Genomic DNA, 19,243 nt, shown 5'->3' with positions numbered 1-19,243 from the left:
GACATAGCGCGCATATTAGCTATAATGCGCAGCAATTTTCTTCGAGTATAAGTGACGCTATGAATTCTTTGTTTGCCAGTACGGCCCGTGGGCTGGAAGAGCTGTTAAAAACTGAACTGGAAAGCCTCGGCGCCGTGGGGTGTCAGGTGGTTCAGGGTGGGGTCCATTTCCAGGGCGACACCCGGCTTGTCTACCAGAGCCTGATGTGGAGTCGTCTGGCCTCGCGCATTATTTTACCATTGGGTGAGTGCAAAGTTTACAGTGACTTAGACCTATACCTTGGCGTGCAGGCGATCGACTGGACGGCGATGTTTAATCCGGGGGCGACCTTTGCGGTCCACTTTAGCGGGCTGAATGACACCATTCGCAACAGCCAATATGGCGCGATGAAAGTCAAAGATGCGATTGTTGATGCCTTCACGCGTAAAAATCTGCCGCGCCCGAATGTCGATCGCGAATCGCCAGACATCCGCGTGAACGTCTGGCTGAATAAAGACACGGCCAGCATTGCGCTGGATTTAAGCGGCGATGGCCTGCATTTGCGCGGTTATCGCGATCGCACGGGTCTGGCGCCGATCAAAGAAACGCTGGCGGCGGCGATTGTGATGCGCTCTGGCTGGCAGCCGGGGACACCCCTGCTCGACCCGATGTGTGGTTCAGGAACGTTGTTGATTGAAGCGGCCATGTGGGCGACCGACCGCGCGCCGGGCCTACACCGTGGTCGCTGGGGGTTTAGCGGCTGGGCGCAGCATGATGAGGCTATCTGGCAGGTCGTGAAGGCCGAAGCGCAAACCCGCGCCCGCAAAGGCCTGGCGGAGTACACCTCGCGTTTTTACGGTTCTGACAGCGATGCCCGCGTGATTGAACGCGCACGCAGCAACGCCCGTCGCGCAGGGATTGGCGAACTGATCACCTTCGAAGTGAAAGATGTGGCGCAACTGAGCAATCCGCTGCCGAAAGGGCCATACGGAACCGTGATCAGTAACCCGCCTTACGGTGAACGTCTGGACAGCGAGCCGGCGCTGATTGCGCTGCATAGCCTGCTGGGACGCACCATGAAGAACCAGTTCGGCGGCTGGAATCTCTCCCTGTTCAGCGCCTCGCCGGATTTGTTAAGCAGCCTGCAACTGCGTGCGGACAAGCAGTTCAAAGCGAAAAACGGTCCGTTGGACTGCGTGCAGAAGAACTACCATGTGGCGGAAAGCACGCCGGACAGTAAACCGGCGACGGTGGCGGAAGACTATGCCAACCGTCTGCGTAAAAACATCAAGAAGCTGGAAAAATGGGCGCGACAGGAGGGGATTGAATGTTACCGCCTGTACGATGCCGATCTACCGGAATACAACGTGGCGGTAGATCGCTACGCCGACTGGGTGGTGATTCAGGAGTATGCGCCGCCGAAAACCGTCGATGCGCAGAAAGCGCGTCAGCGTCTGTTTGATATTATCGCGGCCACCCTGTCGGTGCTGGAGATTGCGCCGAATAAACTGGTACTAAAAACCCGTGAACGGCAGAAGGGTAAAAACCAGTATCAGAAGATGAACGAGAAAGGGGAATTCATCGAGGTTAGTGAATACAACGCTCGTCTGTGGGTGAACCTGACTGATTACCTGGATACCGGTCTGTTCCTCGATCACCGTATTGCGCGACGGATGCTGGGACAAATGAGCAATGGCAAAGACTTCCTCAATCTGTTCTCCTACACCGGCAGCGCCAGTGTGCATGCAGGTTTAGGCGGCGCGCGCAGCACCACGACGGTTGATATGTCGCGCACTTACCTGGAATGGGCAGAGCGTAACCTGCGTCTGAACGGCCTCAGCGGACGTGCGCATCGCCTGATCCAGGCCGACTGTCTGGCCTGGCTGCGTGAAGCCAATGAACAGTTCGATCTGATTTTTATCGATCCTCCAACGTTCTCCAACTCAAAACGGATGGAGGACGCTTTTGACGTTCAGCGCGATCATCTGGCGCTGATGAAGGATCTGAAACGTCTGCTGCGTAAAGGCGGCACGATCATGTTCTCCAACAATAAACGCGGATTCCGTATGGATCTTGACGGCCTGGCGGCGCTGGGACTGAAAGCACAAGAAATCACCCAAAAAACGCTTTCTCAGGACTTTGCCCGTAACCGTCAAATCCACAACTGTTGGCTGATTACCGCAGCCTGAAAGGATAAATCAATGTCATTAATCAGTATGCATGGCGCATGGCTGTCGTTCAGCGACGCGCCCCTTCTCGATAATGCAGAATTGCATATCGAAGATAACGAACGCGTCTGTCTGGTAGGCCGTAACGGCGCCGGAAAATCAACGTTGATGAAGATCCTCAATCGTGAGCAGGGTCTGGACGATGGGCGCATTATTTATGAGCAGGATCTGATCGTTGCCCGTTTGCAACAGGATCCCCCGCGCAATGTCGAAGGCACCGTTTACGATTTTGTCGCGGAAGGCATTGAAGAGCAGGCGGAATATCTCAAGCGTTACCACGATATTTCACGCCTGGTGATGACCGATCCGAGCGACAGAAACTTGAATGAACTGGCAAAGGTGCAGGAGCAGCTCGATCACCACAATCTGTGGCAACTGGAAAACCGAATCAATGAAGTGCTGGCGCAGTTAGGACTGGATCCTAACGCGGCGCTGTCGTCGCTGTCCGGCGGCTGGCTGCGTAAAGCCGCGCTGGGTCGTGCGCTGGTCAGTAATCCGCGCGTTCTGCTGCTGGATGAACCGACCAACCACCTTGATATTGAAACCATTGACTGGCTGGAAGGGTTTCTGAAGTCGTTCAATGGGACGATTATTTTTATCTCCCACGACCGTTCTTTTATTCGCAATATGGCGACCCGTATTGTCGATCTCGATCGCGGCAAGCTGGTGACCTATCCGGGGAATTACGATCAATACCTGGTTGAGAAAGAAGAGGCGCTGCGTGTCGAAGAACTCCAGAACGCCGAGTTCGATCGCAAGCTGGCGCAGGAAGAGGTGTGGATCCGTCAGGGCATCAAAGCCCGTCGTACCCGTAATGAAGGTCGTGTGCGGGCGCTGAAAGCGATGCGCCGTGAACGCAGCGAACGCCGCGAAGTGATGGGCACCGCGAAGATGCAGGTCGAAGAGGCGACCCGCTCCGGTAAGATCGTCTTCGAAATGGAGAACGTGGATTACCAGGTCGACGGTAAACAGCTGGTGAAAGACTTTTCTGCTCAGGTACAGCGCAGCGATAAAATTGCGCTGATCGGGCCTAACGGCTGTGGTAAAACCACGCTGCTGAAGCTGATGCTGGGCCAGTTGTCACCGGACAGCGGGCGTATCCACGTCGGTACTAAACTGGAAGTGGCTTATTTTGACCAGCATCGTGCGGAACTGGATCCGGATAAAACCGTGATGGATAACCTCGCGGAAGGGAAGCAGGAGGTGATGGTTAATGGCAAACCGCGCCATGTGCTCGGCTACCTCCAGGACTTCCTGTTCCATCCGAAGCGGGCGATGACGCCAGTACGTGCACTCTCCGGCGGTGAACGAAATCGTCTGTTGTTAGCGCGTCTTTTTCTGAAACCCAGCAATTTGTTAATTCTCGATGAACCCACCAACGATCTTGACGTCGAAACGCTGGAGTTGCTGGAAGAGCTGATTGATGGTTATCAGGGCACCGTGTTACTGGTGAGCCACGATCGTCAGTTTGTCGATAATACGGTGACCGAGTGCTGGATTTTCGAAGGTAACGGAAAAATCGGTCGTTACGTCGGCGGTTATCACGACGCGCGCAGTCAACAGGAACAGCATCTGGCGTTTAAACAACCTGTGGCGAAAAAAACAGAGGAAGTTATTGCCCCGAAAGCAGAAATTGTAAAACGCGGCAGTAGCAAACTAAGCTATAAACTGCAGCGCGAACTGGAACAATTACCGCAGTTGCTGGAAGCGCTGGAAGCGAAACTGGAAACGCTGCAGGCGCAGGTTGCCGATGCCGCGTTTTTCAGCCAGCCTCATGAGCAGACGCAACAGGTTTTGGCCGATCTGGCCAATGCAGAGCAAGAACTTGAACAGGCCTTTGAGCGCTGGGAGTATCTTGAAGCGTTAAAGAATGGTGCATAATTAAGGAGCACAGCATGTGCGAACATCATCATGCAGCAAAGCACATTTTGTGCTCGCAGTGTGACATGCTGGTGGCATTACCCCACCTTGAGCATGGGCAGAAAGCGGCATGTCCGAGATGTGGCACAACATTGACGGTGATGTGGGACGCGCCGAGACAGCGTCCCACTGCCTATGTGCTAGCCGCGCTGTTTATGTTGCTTTTATCGAACCTGTTTCCGTTCGTGAATATGAATGTCGCCGGGGTGAGCAGTGAAGTGACGCTGATGGAAATCCCTGGCGTCCTCTTTTCGGAAGATTACGCCAGTCTTGGCACTTTCTTTTTACTCTTCGTTCAACTGGTTCCCGCATTTTGCCTGTTCACCATTCTGCTGTTGGTGAATCGGGTACACATGCCCGGAAGGCTTAAATCCCAACTGGCGCGCATTTTATTCCAACTGAAAAGCTGGGGAATGGCGGAAATCTTCCTTGCTGGCGTGCTGGTCAGTTTTGTCAAACTGATGGCATACGGTGATATTGGCGTCGGCAGCAGCTTTATCCCCTGGTGCTTCTTCTGCATTCTGCAACTGCGTGCGTTTCAGTGCGTCGACCGTCGCTGGCTGTGGGATGATATTGCCCCCATGCCGGTGATTAAACAGACCTTAACGCCTGGCGTTCCCGGCATCCGTCAGGGACTACGTTCCTGTTCCTGCTGTACGGCGATCCTTCCGGCGGATGAGCATCTATGCCCGCGCTGCGAAACGAAAGGGTATGTGCGGCGCAGAAACAGCCTGCAATGGACGCTGGCGCTACTGTTCACGTCTATCATGCTGTATCTACCGGCGAATATTCTGCCGATCATGATCACCGATTTGCTGGGATCGAAACTGCCCTCCACCATTCTTGAGGGGGTGGTTTTAATCTGGAGCGAAGGCTCTTACCCGGTCGCGGCGGTGATCTTTATCGCCAGTATTATGGTGCCGACGCTGAAAATGATCGCGATTGCCTGGCTGTGCTGGGATGCCAAAGGGCATGGCAAACGTGACAGTGAACGAATGCACCTGATTTACGAAGTCGTAGAGTTTGTAGGTCGCTGGTCAATGATTGATGTGTTTGTTATCGCCGTGCTCTCTGCGCTGGTGCGCATGGGAGGCTTGATGAATATTTATCCAGCAATGGGTGCGTTGATGTTTGCTTTAGTCGTCATAATGACAATGTTTTCTGCGATGACATTTGATCCGCGTCTGTCGTGGGATCGTGAACCAGAACCAGGCCATGAGGAGTCCGGACAACATGGAATCTAAAAGTGGGGAAGCCAAAATCCAGAAGGTAAAGAACTGGTCTCCCGTGTGGATTTTTCCCATCGTCACTGCGCTGATTGGGGCATGGGTTCTGTTCTATCACTACAGCCATCAGGGGCCGGAAGTGACCCTGATTACCACCAATGCCGAGGGTATTGAGGGCGGGAAAACCACGATCAAAAGCCGCAGCGTTGATGTGGGCGTGGTCGAAAGCGCCACGCTGACCGACGATCTGACGCATGTCGAAATCAAAGCGCGTCTCAACGCTGGTATGGAAAAACTGCTGCATAAAGATTCCGTGTTCTGGGTGGTGAAGCCTCAGGTGGGACGCGAAGGGATCAGTGGCCTGGGGACGCTGCTTTCCGGCGCCTACATTGAACTGCAACCAGGGACGAAAGGCAGCAGACTGGATGATTATCAACTGCTGGATTCGCCGCCGCTGGCGCCGCCGGATGCCAAAGGGATCCGCGTGGTGCTCGACAGCAATAAAGCCGGACAGTTAAGTCCTGGCGATCCGGTTCTGTTCCGTGGTTATCGCGTTGGATCGGTGGAAACCAGTACCTTTGATCCGCAAAAACGCAGCATCAGCTATCAGTTATTTATCAATGCACCCAACGATCGGCTAGTCACCAGTAACGTCCGTTTCTGGAAGGACAGCGGGATTGCGGTCGATCTGACATCAGCGGGGATGCGTGTCGAAATGGGATCGCTGACCACGCTGTTTGGTGGGGGCGTCAGCTTCGATGTACCTGAAGGGCTTGAGCAAGGTCAACCGGTTGCCGAAAAATCGGCTTTTACGCTCTATGATGACCAGCGGAGTATTCAGGATTCGTTGTATACCGATCACATCGACTACCTGATGTTCTTTAAGGACTCGATTCGTGGCCTCCAGCCAGGCGCTCCGCTGGAGTTTCGTGGCATCCGGCTCGGGACGGTAAGCAAAGTGCCTTACTTCGCGCCTAATATGCGGCAGGTTTTTAACAATGATTTTCGCATTCCGGTGCTGGTACGCATTGAGCCTGAGCGCCTGAAAGCGCAACTGGGTGAAGATACGGATGTCGCCGCGCATCTGGCTGGCCTGCTTCAGCGCGGACTGCGCGCTTCGCTGAAAACGGGTAATCTGGTGACTGGCGCGCTGTATGTCGATCTGGACTTCTATCCAAAAGAGCCGCCCATTACCGGCATCCGCGAGTTTAACGGTTATCAGATCATCCCGACGGTGAGCGGAGGTCTGGCGCAAATTCAGCAGCGACTGATGGAAGCGCTGGATAAGATCAATAATCTGCCGCTGAACCCAATGATTGAGCAGGCGACGAATACGCTCAGTGAAAGCCAGCGCACGATGAAACATCTGCAAACGACGCTGGATAACATGAACAAGATTACCTCCAGCCAGTCAATGCAACAGTTGCCGGCGGATATGCAGAACACCCTGCGTGAGCTCAACCGCAGTATGCAGGGCTTCCAGCCGGGCTCCGCGGCCTACAACAAGATGGTGGCCGATATGCAACGTCTTGATCAGGTACTCCGCGAGCTGCAGCCGGTACTGAAGACACTGAATGATAAGAGCAATGCACTGGTGTTTGAAGCGAAGGACAAGAAAGATCCAGAGCCGAAGAGGGCGAAACAATGAAAAAGTGGCTAGTGGTGGCGTTGGCGTTCTGGCTGACGTCGTGCAGTTCCAGTGGAGATAACAAAAGCTATTACCAGCTTCCTGTTACGCAGGGGGGCGTGCAGAGTACCGCAAGCCAGGGTCATCGTCTGCTGTGGGTCGAGCAGGTTTCGGTGCCGGATTATCTGGCCGGCAATGGTGTGGTCTACCAGACCAGCGATGTGCAGTACGTGATTGCCAACAACAATTTGTGGGCCAGTCCGCTGGATCAGCAGTTGCGCAATACGCTGGTGGCTAATCTGAGTGCGCAACTACCGGGCTGGGTGGTGGCGTCTCAACCGTTAGGTAGTGTGCAGGACACGCTCAATGTAACGGTCACTGGCTTCCACGGTCGCTACGATGGAAAAGTGGTGGTCAGCGGTGAGTGGCTGCTCAACCATCAGGGACGCCTCATTAAGCGCCCCTTCCACATCGAAGCCGTGCAGACGCGGGACGGTTATGATGAGATGGTGAAAGTGTTGGCGACCGTCTGGAGTCAGGAAGCAGCGGCGATCGCTCAGGAAGTGAAGCGTATTCCATAGCTTAAAATTTTGTAAATAAAACCGTTTCAGACAGCACGTTTGAAGCGGTTTTTTTTTGCCGAAGAGGTTATCCAGGAACTTGTTCCGGCTCACATTTTTTGTACAACTGAGTTTTTCGCTAGCTCACAAATATGACACCCGTGTGAATTTTGCGCATTGACGGAACCAGGGATTCGCGGTATTCGTTTAGTGTGATTGCGCACTTCGTAATCACTGTTATCTTTTCCACCAGATATAAGTATGAGGGAAACGAGGCATGAAGAGACAAAAACGAGATCGCCTGGAACGGGCACATCAACGTGGTTATCAGGCCGGTATTGCCGGACGTTCTAAAGAAATGTGTCCCTATCAGACGCTGAATCAGAGGTCGTACTGGCTAGGAGGCTGGCGAGAAGCCATGGCTGACAGGGTGGTAATGGCCTGATTCTGTCTCTTTAAAAAGAAACCTCCGCAATGCGGAGGTTTCGCCTTTTATGACCTGTGATAAATAGCCCCGTCTGGCCATTTATCGGGGGCATCAGAACGCAGAGGTGTCCTGGAACAGACCGACTTTCAGATCGTTGGCAGTATAGATCAGACGACCATCCACCAGTACTTCACCATCCGCCAGGCCCATGATCAGGCGGCGGTTAACGATGCGCTTGAAGTGGATACGGTAGGTCACTTTCTTCGCAGAAGGCAGTACCTGACCAGTGAACTTCACTTCGCCTACGCCCAGTGCGCGGCCTTTGCCTTCGCCACCGAGCCAGCCGAGGTAGAATCCAACCAACTGCCACATTGCGTCCAGCCCCAGACAACCCGGCATAACTGGATCGCCGATGAAGTGGCATCCGAAGAACCAAAGATCCGGATTGATATCCAGCTCTGCCTCAACATAACCTTTGTCGAAGTTGCCGCCCGTTTCGGTCATCTTGACGACACGGTCCATCATCAGCATGCTCGGAGCAGGCAACTGCGGGCCTTTCGCACCAAACAGCTCACCGCGACCAGAGGCAAGAAGGTCTTCTTTTGTATAGGATTCGCGTTTATCTACCATGTTCTCTGTAAGCCTTATTTTATTGAAGCACGCAGGATAGCTAACACGTGTACGCTGAACAAGTCCGATCAGTTCGGAAAAAATCCGTTCAGCCAGCGCAGCGGCCATGGAAAACGGTGACGCCCTTCCTGTTGCGTCGCCTGGGCGATACGCTCCTGGATAGTCTGCATCAGCGTCATCTGGCCTTCACCATCCCACACCAGATTTAACAGCAGCGGTAATGCGTCGGTCACGTCATCCACCGCCCAGATAGTGAACTTCTCTTCTTCAACGGCCTGCAACAGGGCGGATTGCAGGCTCAGGTGTCTGACGTTGGAAGACGGGATAATCACCCCTTGCTTACCTGTCAATTCACGCTGTTGGCAAATCGCGAAGAAGCCTTCAATTTTTTCATTTAAACCGCCAACCGGCTGGGCACGACCGAACTGATCAACCGAACCGGTAATGGCGATGTTCTGATTCACCGGTACATCTGACAGGGCGCTGATGAGCGCGCACAGTTCTGCCATGGACGCGCTGTCGCCATCGACTTCACTGTAGGACTGTTCAAACGTCAACGAAGCCGAGAAGGGGAGCTGTTGTTCAAGCTGGAGTTCTGACATCAGAAACGCCTGCATGATCATCATCCCCTTCGCATGAATATTACCGCCAAGTTCAGCTTTCCGCTCAATGTCCGTGAACTCGCCATCGCCGATGTGCACGACACAGCTGATACGAGAAGGTTCACCGAAGGCGCGCGGGTGGCCAGGAAACTCAATCACCGACAGAGCGTTGATCTGACCCACGCGCTCACCCTCGGTTTCGATCAGAATCTGTTCCTGGAGGATCTCATCCTGCATGCGTTCCGCGAGGAACCCTTCACGCCACTCTCTCTGGGCAAGCATCAGGCTAAGCTGTTCACCGGTGCAGGTTTCGCTTTCGCACAGCGGCGCGACTTCAGTGAACTGCCTGATAATCCACAATGGATTGAGCGGTAACGTATCCTGCTCGCCGGTATAGCGCACCGCTTCGCGAACCAACACTTCCCAGGCGTCGGGTGCCGGGTAAGGCAACTGGTTACGTTTCGCGGTCCACGTTACCCACTGGCACCATTGTGTCATGGATTGTGCATCGACAATCTGCAGGTTATCTTCGAATTCGCTATAGATTGCCTGTTCAGCCAGCTCAGGTTCCATCTCCTGGAAATCCGCCAGCGACTCGCGTTCACCGACTAACAGCACCTTCAGTTTAAGCGGCATAGAGGGGACAGAGACCGGTAGCGGACGTGATTCATCAAAAGCTACCCAGTCAAAGCGTTCACGGCTGACAATCGCCTTCAGGCGCATCCACAGCAGAGGTTGCGCAAGCAGGGTACGCAAGGAGATAACCAGTACACCGCCATTGGCCTGATGAACCAGTCCCGGCTGTAGCGTGATGTCGCCATTGAATTGACGCAGACAGCCAAACAGCTGTTCTGCCTCAACCCAGTCGGCAATCACCACCTGAGATAAGGTGGAAAAATTGTCCTCTTTCCGATCGGCGTTACGATAGCGAATCGTGTGACCGGAGATCTCATAATGACCTCCCGTCAGGTGACCCGAATCGTGCTGCAAGGCACGTGCGGCATCGGCAAGAAGATTAAGATACTCAAGCTCTTCGGGCGCTTTGGCCAGCATGAAAGGGGATGAGGCTCTGGGCTGTAACAATTGCTCCAGGGCAAATTGCAAGCGTGGTTGAGTATCACTCAGTAATGTGTCGTTTTCTTCAGTGACATGTGGCTGTGCAAAAATCTCCTGATAGCTTTCGGTATCAGGGACAAGATCACGCCATGCAAGTTTCGTAATGGTCAAAGTTGATGTTTTTTAGTCTGTTGTAAAAGACGCGATTATAGCGTAACCGCCCGCGCTTCACACGTGGAAAGCGACGGCAAACGCACAGGAGGGTGCAGAGTGGCTCACAGCCTGAAGATTCTTTTCTTCAGATACTGAAAAAGCTGATATTCTGATGAGAGTGACACGGTAACATTGAGATCGCCATGAAATATCAACAACTTGAGAATCTTGAAAGCGGTTGGAAGTGGAAGTACCTGGTGAAGAAGCACCGCGAAGGTGAATTAATTACCCGCTACGTGGAAGCCAGTGCAGCCCAGGAAGCCGTGGATTTGTTGCTTACGCTGGAAAATGAGCCGGTGCGGGTCAATCTCTGGATTGACGAACATATGAATCCTGCGCTGCAAAACCGCATGAAACAGACGATACGCGCGCGGCGTAAACGCCATTTCAATGCCGAGCATCAGCACACGCGAAAGAAATCAATCGATCTGGAATTTATCGTCTGGCAACGACTGGCCGGACTGGCGCAACGGCGCGGCAAAACGTTATCAGAGACCGTGGTACAACTGATTGAAGATGCTGAGAATAAAGAGAAGTATGCCAACAAGATGTCTTCGCTGAAGCAGGATCTGCAGGCGTTGCTGGGCAAAGAGTAATCCGCTGCGTTAAACCCGTTTTGTGGATGACAGATGAAAAAAAACCCCGCAGCGCGGGGTTTTTCATAAGACGTAAACTTAAGCCTGAGGCTGAGTTACAACGTCTTTGACGCCTTTAACTTCGATCTCAACGCGACGATCCGGGGCCAGGCAGTCGATCAGTGCAGCGCGAGCTTTCACGTTGTCACAGGTGTTGCCAGTAACCGGGTTGGATTCGCCCATACCACGTGCGGAGATTTTGTCAGCCGGGATACCTTTAGAGATCAGGTAATCAACAACAGACTGAGCACGTTTCTCAGACAGACCCTGGTTGTAAGCGTCAGAACCGATGCGGTCAGTGAAGCCCAGAACCACTACGGAACCGTCTTTCGGATCCAGGTTGCTCAGCTGGCTGTACATCTGATCCAGAGCCTGCTGGCCTTCTGGTTTCAGAGTCGCTTTGTTGAAGTTGAACAGAACGTCAGACTTCAGAGTGAAGTGTTTGGTCTGTACTTCAGGAGCTGGAGCCGGAGCCGGAGCTACGATCGGAGCAGCTTGTTCCTGCTGACCAAAACGGTAAGAAACACCTACGCTCAGCAGACCGTTGTCTGGGCGAGTACCGATGGTGTTAGCGTCACCGATGTTGTTGGTCCACTGGTATTCCAGACGGGTAGCGATTTCAGGAGTAATTGCGTACTCAACACCACCTGCGAATACTGGGGATACGCCAGTGTCGTGGTCTTTAAAGGAAGCGCCACCAGGTACGTTAGCCTTGGTGTCTGCACGCCATACCATACCACCCAGACGAGTGTAGATGTCCAGATCGTCAGTGATTGGGTAACCCAGTTTAGCGGTCAGTTGAACGCCCTGAGCTTTGTAAGCGCCGTTGATGTTGTCACCTTTGTACGGCATACGACCTAACCAGTCGTAACCCATTTCAAAGCCAACATACGGGTTAACCTGGTAACCACCAAACGCACCAGCACCCAGTTGGTTTTCGTGGGTCGGACCGTTGTTGTTGATGAAACCAGTGTCATGGTACTGGGACCAGCCCAGTTTAGCACCAGTGTACCAGGTGTTATCTTTCGGAGCGGCCTGCGCTACGGTAGCGAAACCAGCCAGTGCCACTGCAATCGCGATAGCTGTCTTTTTCATTTTTTGCGCCTCGTTATCATCCAAAATACGCCATGAATATCTCCAACGAGATAACACGGTTAAATCCTTCACCGGGGGACTAGTTCAATAGTTACTCTACCGATATCTGCGGCTTACACCGAGCACCCCTGGCGATGTAAAGTCTACAACGTAGTTGAAAACTTACAAGTGTGAAGTCTGTCAGGCATATGAAAAAAAAAAGCTTGTATACATAATATTTAACATTTTGTGCAGCAGAAATTTTCGTCAGAGTACGCGGGAACCGCGTCCGCCAAGCGTTCACAGAAAAAAAACGTTAGTCCTCAATGTGAAGGTTGAGGATGAAAAAAAATTCCAGGATAAATCCTAATTTCACTCAATGATACAAATTTGAGTGAATTTTTAGCCCGGTTTGCTGTCTCGTGGCATGGGCGTGCGCACTCACTGGACGCATGATAAATCCCATTGCATTTCCTTCATCTGCCGCTTTGACCAATTCAGCATGTTCTTCTTCTGTTAACTCTTCAGTCAGCCAGCCAATCACCACGCTGTAGTTGCCCGTACGTAATGCGCGAATCATTGATTCAAGTGTATGGCAGGGGGACAGTTGGTTAATTTGCATCACTTTGGTCAGCGGAAGTCCGGCAGACTGAACCCATTCACGGCTCAGCTTTTGTTGTGGCGTCAACCAGAGCTGCCAGCGCGATTGCTGACCTAACTGCTGAAGAAGGGGTAACAGCAGTAACTGCGTCATCATGGGCTGGTCTTCGCGGTAGACCACTTCGCTGATAAGCCCGGTGGACACTCTCTCAGAAGAGGTGCGCGCCATCGTGTTCGATGTGGAAGAGTATGACGGAGAACGATTTGCGTAGCCTGAAGTGTACATAATCAATCCAGCCCTGTGGGTTACTGTATGGATGTACAGTAACCCTGATGTCATCAAAGATCAACTTAATTTTCGGAAAGAGACTCGCAAATTTTATTCATGGTAGCGGTAAAAACGAAATTCAGCTTGCCCCTTTAGAATAAGTTGCCTATTTTCGTCATTAACGGATTCGTGACGGCAAATTATTCTTTTAGTTTATGATTTAAAAGGGAATTTCATGAAAGCTCACTCCTATGACAGAATCTATAAATCACAGGAATATTTATCTTCTCTGGGGACGATCCACTTCCGCTCACTGTTCGGCAGCTACAGTCTGACTATCAGGAATACCGTGTTTGCGATGGTGGCGAATGGCGAGCTTTATCTACGTGCCTGTGAGCAAAGCGTACAGTATTGTGTGCAACATTCCCCTGTCTGGCTGACATTTATGAAACGCGGGCGTGCGGTCATGCTTAATTATTATCAAGTTGATGAATATCTTTGGCGCGACCAACAACAGTTGATCCAATTATCGCAGTTTTCACTGGATGCCGCGTTACAGGAGAAGTTGTCCCGCTGTTCTCAGCAGCGGCTTAAGGATCTCCCCAATATGACCTTTCATCTGGAGAGTTTGCTGAATGAGGCGGGGATCTACGACGTCGCCACCCTGCGTATGCTGGGGGCCAAAATGTGCTGGTTGCGACTTCGACAGATCAATAAATCAATCACTGACAAGGTTCTGTTTAACCTTGAAGGGGCTATCTACGGTATTCACGAAGCGGCGCTCCCGGCGATACGCCGCCAGGAGCTTGCGCTGTGGGTTAAGTCGCTTTCGCCGGTAACGATGTCTGTGGAGAAGATTGAGTGATTTGCCGCTGTAGTCGCCCCATTTCCGGTAGCAGGGCCACCAGTAAACCGACCTGTTGAATCACCAACGGTTCTTTGCTGTCCTGACGAGGCTCCAGATGCTGGATGCGGTGTTTCAGTTCGGTGAGCGCCTGCTGCACGCGCGCTTCGTCAGTCGGGAGATGATGTAGCGCATCATCGACATAACAAACCGCATCATCCAGTAAAGCCAGCACGTCGGGGTTAGTGAGTTGTTCACGATGCGCCCCTAATGCAGAAATATAACTGGTGAACGTATGGTTGAGGCACAGCAAACGGAATGCAGCCTCACGCGTCTGTGCTGTCACATCAGGTTCGCTGGACATATTCGACACCACAGAGGCCAGTTCCGCGTCGCGATTATGGGCATCGCGGCGAGCAATCCGATACGCCAGTCGATTGTCGCGACCCTGGTGATACTGTTCCAGGATAGCGTCCAGGTAGCGGCAGTTGGCGTCGGTCGCTCTTTTCATCATTCGCGGGAGGTTACGGAAACGCCAGTCCGGCCAGATAAAGCTCACTGCCGCCCAGGCAATGGCACAGCCGATGAGCGTATCAATCACCCGGGGAAGGGCGACTTCAAATCCTTCGCCGAGCAAGTTGAAACACAACAGGACCAGCAGTGTAATAAACATAGTGGCGTGGGCATACTGGACGTTGCGAAAGGCAAAGAACAGGACGCCGGTGATCACCAGTAAAATAAGCTGACCTTCCAGTGACGGAACAAACCATAAAATCGGGATACCGATCGCCACCCCGACCAGCGTCCCGATGATCCTCAGCGCCAGTCGGTGTCGCGTGGCGTTGTAGTTTGGCTGGCAAACAAACAGGCTGGTCAACAGGATCCAGTAGCCGTGGTTCATACCGGTTATCTGAATAATCGCATAACCGACACACAGTACCAGAGACATCCTGACCGCATGGCGAAACAGCGCTGATTCGGGGGTGAAGTTGCGGCTCAGACGCAGCCAGGTATCGCTGAATCCGTGCGGGCTGTCATCGGCAAGCTGGTTCTCCGACTCGTTACGCGGCATGGCCTGTGCCTGTTCTGATTCAATCGTTGCCAGTTGTGCATCGATGGCGCGCAAGTTAGCCAGTAAAAATCCCAGCGTTTTCAGCAGATCGGCGGAGGCGCCGTTTGCCCGCATTCGCTCAAGCGCGGCGTCGAGGTGCGTAAAGGCGCGTTCAAAATGCGGATCGTGCTGATAGGGTACGCGCAGCAAAATACAGCGCGACAGTTGCAGACAGGCCTGGCCCTGCATCGACATCAGACGTTGAAAGCGGAACATCACGTCGCTGTGGCGGAAATGGTCGCGTAGCGTCTGGTATTGAATATGCGAGGAGCTGGCGCGCTCATGAATATCCTGAGCTACAAAGTAGTAATGCAGAGTACGCCGGGTGCCGCGCTGCCCCCGGTCACCGCGCAGGCGAGTCAGCAGGGACACTTTTGTCTGATTCAGCGTCGCCATCAGTTGGCCGTTGGCCAGTGCCAGGTCATATAGTGGCGCCTGGCTTTCGTCTTCAATATCCGGGTCGAAAAGACGTGATTTCAGCTCCAGATAGTGTGCCAGTTGTTCATAACTGCGTGCCAGATTGTCCTGTAGGGGACGAATCGGGAACAGCAAATGGCCGATAAGCGTTAGCCCGTTGTACCAGATAGCGCCCGCCAGTAGCAGAAGCGGTTGCTGATACCATTGGGCGTACAATGACGCGCCAAGCATGGTGTAAATGGCGATTAGCAGCGCGCCAAAGGCGATTGTCGCATAACGCTGGCCTAAACCGCCGAGCAGGATAAAGCCGCTGGTGGAAAGAGTCAGTCCGATGGCGAACAGCCACGGGTACGGAAACAGCAGCTCGACCGAAGCGGAGGCGATAAAAAAGCAGATGAGCGTAATGATCAGGTTGCGTAGACGACCCGCGAGACGATCGTCCAGATCGGTTAGCGCCGCTGCCACCATCCCCAGCGTCAGGGGGATGGTCAGTTTGACATCACCCAACCACCAGGGCAGCGCAGTTGTTCCGCAGAGGGCGATAAAAATACGCACGTAATACAGCCAGGTGCTGTTCCAGGTATAGCGGCGAAGCAAGGGACTTAACATACTGACTTAGTGTCCTGATGACTCAAAACGGCGACGGGCATTCGCTTCACGTGCTGCACGCGCGACTTCTACGGAGACAACGCGACGTCCCACTGGCCACAGTGCAATCGCGGCAATCTTAAAGTTCGCAATACCAACCGGAATACCGATGATCGTGATGCACTGGGTGATACCAGCGGCAATGTGCATCAGGCACAGCCACCAGCCGAAGAAGATCAGCCAGAAAATATTCAGCAGCGTCCCACCCGTATTCATCAGCACGCTTTTCCCTGCCGGATCCAGTTCATCGACATGGACCGCTTCGTTTCCATAAGGCAGTAGTGACAGTTTGGTGATTTCCCAGCACGACCGGGTAAGTGGCAGGGTAAAGATCAGCACAATACTCACCAGCGTCGCCAGGAGCCAGGACAGCGTGGTGGCAAATCCCCCCAACACAAAATTCAAAATATTCAGAACGGTACGCATAAAGCCTCGGTTGATTCTGGTTTTCTGTGATTTCTGGCAATTGTAACGTTTTTTTGGGCTGGAGCACCTATTCTCTGGCGGTTACACTGAGAAGAAATACGCTTTGTCTGGATCGGCTGAGTCATGGAACTGAAAGCAACGTCTATTGGTAAACGTCTGGCGCAACACCCTTATGATCGGGCGGTGATCCTCAATGCCGGCATTAAGGTGTCGGGCGATCGCCATGAATATCTTATTCCCTTCAACCAGTTACTGGCGATTCACTGTAAGCGCGGGTTGGTGTGGGGTGAGCTGGAATTTGTGCTGCCGGATGAAAAAGTGGTACGACTGCATGGCACTGAGTGGGCAGAAACCCAGCGCTTTCACCACCATCTGAACAGCCGTTGGCAGCAGTGGAGCCAGGAAATGAGTGAAGTGGCGGCTGGTGTACTGCAGGAGCAACTGGATTTAATTGCTGCCCGCACCGGGCAAAATAGCTGGCTGACGCGTGAGCAGACGACGGGGTTACAGCAACAGATCCTACAAGCGTTTGCCGCGCTGCCGCTGCCGGTTAATCGACTGGAAGAGTTTGATAACTGTCGTGATGCGCTGCGACAGTGCCTGGCGTGGCTGAAAGATATCGAGGCAAGTCGACTGCAACATAACCAGGCGTATACCGAAACGATGTTGACGGAATACGCCGATTTCTTCCAGCAGGTGGAATCGTCACCGCTCAATCCGGCTCAGGCCAGAGCGGTTGTCAATGGCGAACATTCTTTACTGGTGCTGGCTGGTGCCGGTAGCGGTAAGACATCCGTGTTGGTGGCGCGCGCAGGTTGGCTGCTGGCGCGGGGCGAAGCGGCCGCAGAACAGATCCTGCTGCTGGCTTTTGGTCGCAAAGCGGCGCAGGAGATGGATGAGCGTATTCGCGAGCGGCTACATACTGAGGAGATAACGGCGCGGACGTTCCATGCCCTGGCGCTGCATATCATCCAGCAGGGGAGCAAAAAAGTCCCGAGCATCAGTAAGCTTGAAAATGATACTGCCGCGCGCAATAAATTGTTTATCAACACCTGGCGTCAGCAATGCAGCGAGAAAAAAGCGCAGGCGAAAGGCTGGCGACAGTGGCTGGAAGAGGAGATGGAGTGGACGGTGCCGGAAGGAAATTTCTGGGACGATGAAAAACTTCAGCGTCGGCTGGCTTCGCGTCTGGATCGTTGGGTGAGCCTGATGCGCATGCATGGCGGAGCCCAGGCGGAGATGATCGCCAGCGCACCGGAGGAGATTCGGGATCTATTCGGAAAGCGTGTGAAGCTAATGGCACCCCTGCTGAAGGCCTGGAAAGGCGCGCTGAAAACGGAAAACGCCGTCGATTTTTCCGGTTTGATCCATCAGGCTATCGTGATTCTGGAAAAAGGGCGTTTTGTCAGTCCATGGAAACATATTCTGGTGGATGAATTTCAGGATATCTCACCACAGCGTGCCGCGCTGCTGGCTGCGTTGCGTAAGCAAAACAGCCATACCACGCTGTTCGCCGTCGGGGATGACTGGCAGGCTATTTACCGTTTTAGCGGTGCACAGCTTTCGTTGACGACCGCGTTCCATCAGACTTTCGGCGACGGTGACCGGTGCGATCTCGATACCACCTATCGTTTCAACAACCGCATTGGCGAAATCGCTAACCGCTTTATTCAGCAGAACCCACATCAGCTGAAAAAACCGCTTAATAGTCTGACGACGGGAGACAAGAGAGCCGTCACGCTGCTGGACGAAACGCAGCTTGATGCGTTGCTGGATAAGCTTTCCGGTTATGCAAAAGCCGACGAGCGGATTCTGGTGCTGGCCCGTTACCATCACCTGAAACCGACCAGTCTCGAAAAGGCGGCAACCCGATGGCCGAAACTGCAGCTTGATTTCATGACCATCCACGCCAGTAAGGGGCAGCAGGCGGATTACGTCATCATTGTCGGGTTACAGGAAGGGAGCGATGGCTTTCCGGCACCGGCGCGTGAATCCATCATGGAAGAGGCGTTGCTGCCGGTCGTGGAAGATTTCCCGGATGCAGAAGAGCGGCGGTTGCTCTACGTTGCTCTGACCCGCGCCCGGCATCGGGTCTGGCTGCTGTACAACAGAGCGAACCCCTCACGCTTCGTGGAGGCTCTCAAAGACCTCGACGTTCCGGTGGCAAGAAAACCATAAGCAACAGGCGACCTGCGTCGCCTGCAGCGGATTATTTGAGGCGTTCAGCCAGGTAACGCGGATAGTCCGGGATGAGGACATCAACGGCATCGTTGAAGTGTGGCGACTGGATGATGAAATCCGCCGTGGCGACGTTGGTGGCGACAGGGATATTCCAGACGGTCGCCAGACGCAGTAGCGCTTTCACATCCGGGTCGTGCGGAACCGCGTTAAGCGGATCCCAGAAGAAAATCAGCACATCAATTTTCCCTTCAGAAATCAACGCGCCGACCTGCTGATCGCCGCCCATCGGACCGCTCAGCATGGCGTTCACGTCCATACCCGTGGCGCGTTGAATGAGATTGCCGGTTGTCCCTGTGGCGTAGAGTACATGTTTTTCCAGCAACGGCTGGTGGCGTTCTACCCAGCTCATCAACATCTTTTTGCAGTGATCGTGTGCAACCAGTGCAATGTGTTTACGCGCCGGCAAAGTGCGAGTCGTCAGTTCCATCATTCAGTTCCATTGTGGGTTTTGCTACAGAGTACTGAATGTGCCTGATGCTGCAAGAGTAAGACGCAAAAAAAGCCGGACGTG

At 53.3% G+C, this 19,243-nt stretch carries 16 protein-coding genes; 9 read left to right on the top strand and 7 right to left on the bottom strand.

The window, feature by feature from the left end; translation table 11 throughout:
• Nucleotides 1-59 precede the first annotated feature (59 nt).
• From rlmKL to rmf, 6 genes are all read left to right on the top strand, one after another.
• Nucleotides 60-2,168: a bifunctional 23S rRNA (guanine(2069)-N(7))-methyltransferase RlmK/23S rRNA (guanine(2445)-N(2))-methyltransferase RlmL gene (gene rlmKL / locus KE671_RS06635; protein WP_206162259.1), complete on the top strand. Its 2,109-nt coding sequence runs from the start codon at nt 60-62 to the stop codon at nt 2,166-2,168.
• Nucleotides 2,169-2,180: 12 nt separating this feature from the next.
• Nucleotides 2,181-4,088 carry an ABC transporter ATP-binding protein gene (locus tag KE671_RS06630; protein ID WP_206162258.1) on the top strand — a complete coding sequence of 636 codons (1,908 nt, stop codon included), beginning with the start codon at nt 2,181-2,183 and terminating at the stop codon, nt 4,086-4,088.
• A 14-nt stretch (nt 4,089-4,102) separates the two neighbouring features.
• Nucleotides 4,103-5,371 carry a membrane integrity-associated transporter subunit PqiA gene (gene pqiA, locus KE671_RS06625; RefSeq protein ID WP_206162257.1) on the top strand — a complete coding sequence of 423 codons (1,269 nt, stop codon included), beginning with the start codon at nt 4,103-4,105 and terminating at the stop codon, nt 5,369-5,371.
• The gene (gene pqiB, locus KE671_RS06620) at nt 5,361-7,001 is read left to right on the top strand and encodes an intermembrane transport protein PqiB (RefSeq protein WP_206162256.1); all 1,641 of its coding nucleotides are present in this window, start codon (nt 5,361-5,363) and stop codon (nt 6,999-7,001) included. Before pqiA ends, pqiB begins: the two co-directional genes overlap by 11 nt.
• Nucleotides 6,998-7,561, top strand: coding sequence for a membrane integrity-associated transporter subunit PqiC (gene pqiC, locus KE671_RS06615; protein ID WP_206162255.1), 564 nt, complete (start codon nt 6,998-7,000; stop codon nt 7,559-7,561). Before pqiB ends, pqiC begins: the two co-directional genes overlap by 4 nt.
• Before the next feature lie 256 nt (nt 7,562-7,817).
• Nucleotides 7,818-7,985 (top strand): ribosome modulation factor, encoded by a 168-nt coding sequence (gene rmf, locus KE671_RS06610; protein WP_042320000.1) that lies wholly within the window; start codon nt 7,818-7,820, stop codon nt 7,983-7,985.
• A 93-nt stretch (nt 7,986-8,078) separates the two neighbouring features.
• Here the strand turns inward: rmf and fabA are convergent, their stop codons facing one another.
• Together fabA and KE671_RS06600 are read right to left on the bottom strand one after the other, a co-directional pair.
• Entirely contained in the window at nt 8,079-8,597 is a 519-nt protein-coding gene (gene fabA, locus KE671_RS06605; protein ID WP_042319996.1) for a bifunctional 3-hydroxydecanoyl-ACP dehydratase/trans-2-decenoyl-ACP isomerase, read from the bottom strand.
• A 68-nt stretch (nt 8,598-8,665) separates the two neighbouring features.
• Nucleotides 8,666-10,426, bottom strand: coding sequence for an AAA family ATPase (locus KE671_RS06600; RefSeq protein ID WP_206162254.1), 1,761 nt, complete (start codon nt 10,424-10,426; stop codon nt 8,666-8,668).
• 185 nt (nt 10,427-10,611) lie between these two features.
• Between KE671_RS06600 and matP the strand changes: the two genes are divergently transcribed.
• The gene (gene matP, locus KE671_RS06595) at nt 10,612-11,064 is read left to right on the top strand and encodes a macrodomain Ter protein MatP (RefSeq protein WP_061077056.1); all 453 of its coding nucleotides are present in this window, start codon (nt 10,612-10,614) and stop codon (nt 11,062-11,064) included.
• Nucleotides 11,065-11,142: 78 nt separating this feature from the next.
• Here matP and ompA read toward each other — a convergent pair whose 3' ends face one another.
• Nucleotides 11,143-12,198, bottom strand: coding sequence for a porin OmpA (gene ompA, locus KE671_RS06590; protein WP_206162253.1), 1,056 nt, complete (start codon nt 12,196-12,198; stop codon nt 11,143-11,145).
• A gap of 355 nt (nt 12,199-12,553) precedes the next feature.
• Nucleotides 12,554-13,063, bottom strand: coding sequence for an SOS-induced cell division inhibitor SulA (sulA, locus tag KE671_RS06585; RefSeq protein ID WP_206162252.1), 510 nt, complete (start codon nt 13,061-13,063; stop codon nt 12,554-12,556).
• Nucleotides 13,064-13,280: 217 nt separating this feature from the next.
• On the opposite strand from sulA, the gene KE671_RS06580 reads away from it, so the two are divergent.
• Complete coding sequence (locus KE671_RS06580; RefSeq protein ID WP_206162251.1) at nt 13,281-13,910, top strand: TfoX/Sxy family DNA transformation protein; 630 nt, start codon at nt 13,281-13,283, stop codon at nt 13,908-13,910.
• Here the strand turns inward: KE671_RS06580 and yccS are convergent.
• A complete protein-coding gene (gene yccS, locus KE671_RS06575; protein WP_206162250.1) occupies nt 13,864-16,026 on the bottom strand; it encodes a YccS family putative transporter in 2,163 nt (720 codons plus the stop codon). The two genes, KE671_RS06580 and yccS, sit on opposite strands and share 47 nt — an antisense overlap.
• A gap of 6 nt (nt 16,027-16,032) precedes the next feature.
• Nucleotides 16,033-16,491 carry a YccF domain-containing protein gene (locus KE671_RS06570; protein ID WP_206162249.1) on the bottom strand — a complete coding sequence of 153 codons (459 nt, stop codon included), beginning with the start codon at nt 16,489-16,491 and terminating at the stop codon, nt 16,033-16,035.
• A gap of 123 nt (nt 16,492-16,614) precedes the next feature.
• On the opposite strand from KE671_RS06570, the gene helD reads away from it, so the two are divergent.
• Complete coding sequence (gene helD, locus KE671_RS06565) at nt 16,615-18,669, top strand: DNA helicase IV (RefSeq protein WP_206162248.1); 2,055 nt, start codon at nt 16,615-16,617, stop codon at nt 18,667-18,669.
• A 31-nt stretch (nt 18,670-18,700) separates the two neighbouring features.
• On the opposite strand, the gene mgsA is transcribed toward helD, so the two are convergent.
• Nucleotides 18,701-19,159: a methylglyoxal synthase gene (gene mgsA, locus KE671_RS06560; protein WP_044256300.1), complete on the bottom strand. Its 459-nt coding sequence runs from the start codon at nt 19,157-19,159 to the stop codon at nt 18,701-18,703.
• Nucleotides 19,160-19,243: the final 84 nt, after the last annotated feature.

Source organism: Citrobacter amalonaticus (genome assembly GCF_018252635.1).
GTDB lineage: Bacteria > Pseudomonadota > Gammaproteobacteria > Enterobacterales > Enterobacteriaceae > Citrobacter_A > Citrobacter_A amalonaticus_E.
Note: the sequence above shows the minus strand (reverse complement) of the source record. Positions and strands in the feature narration are given on the sequence as shown.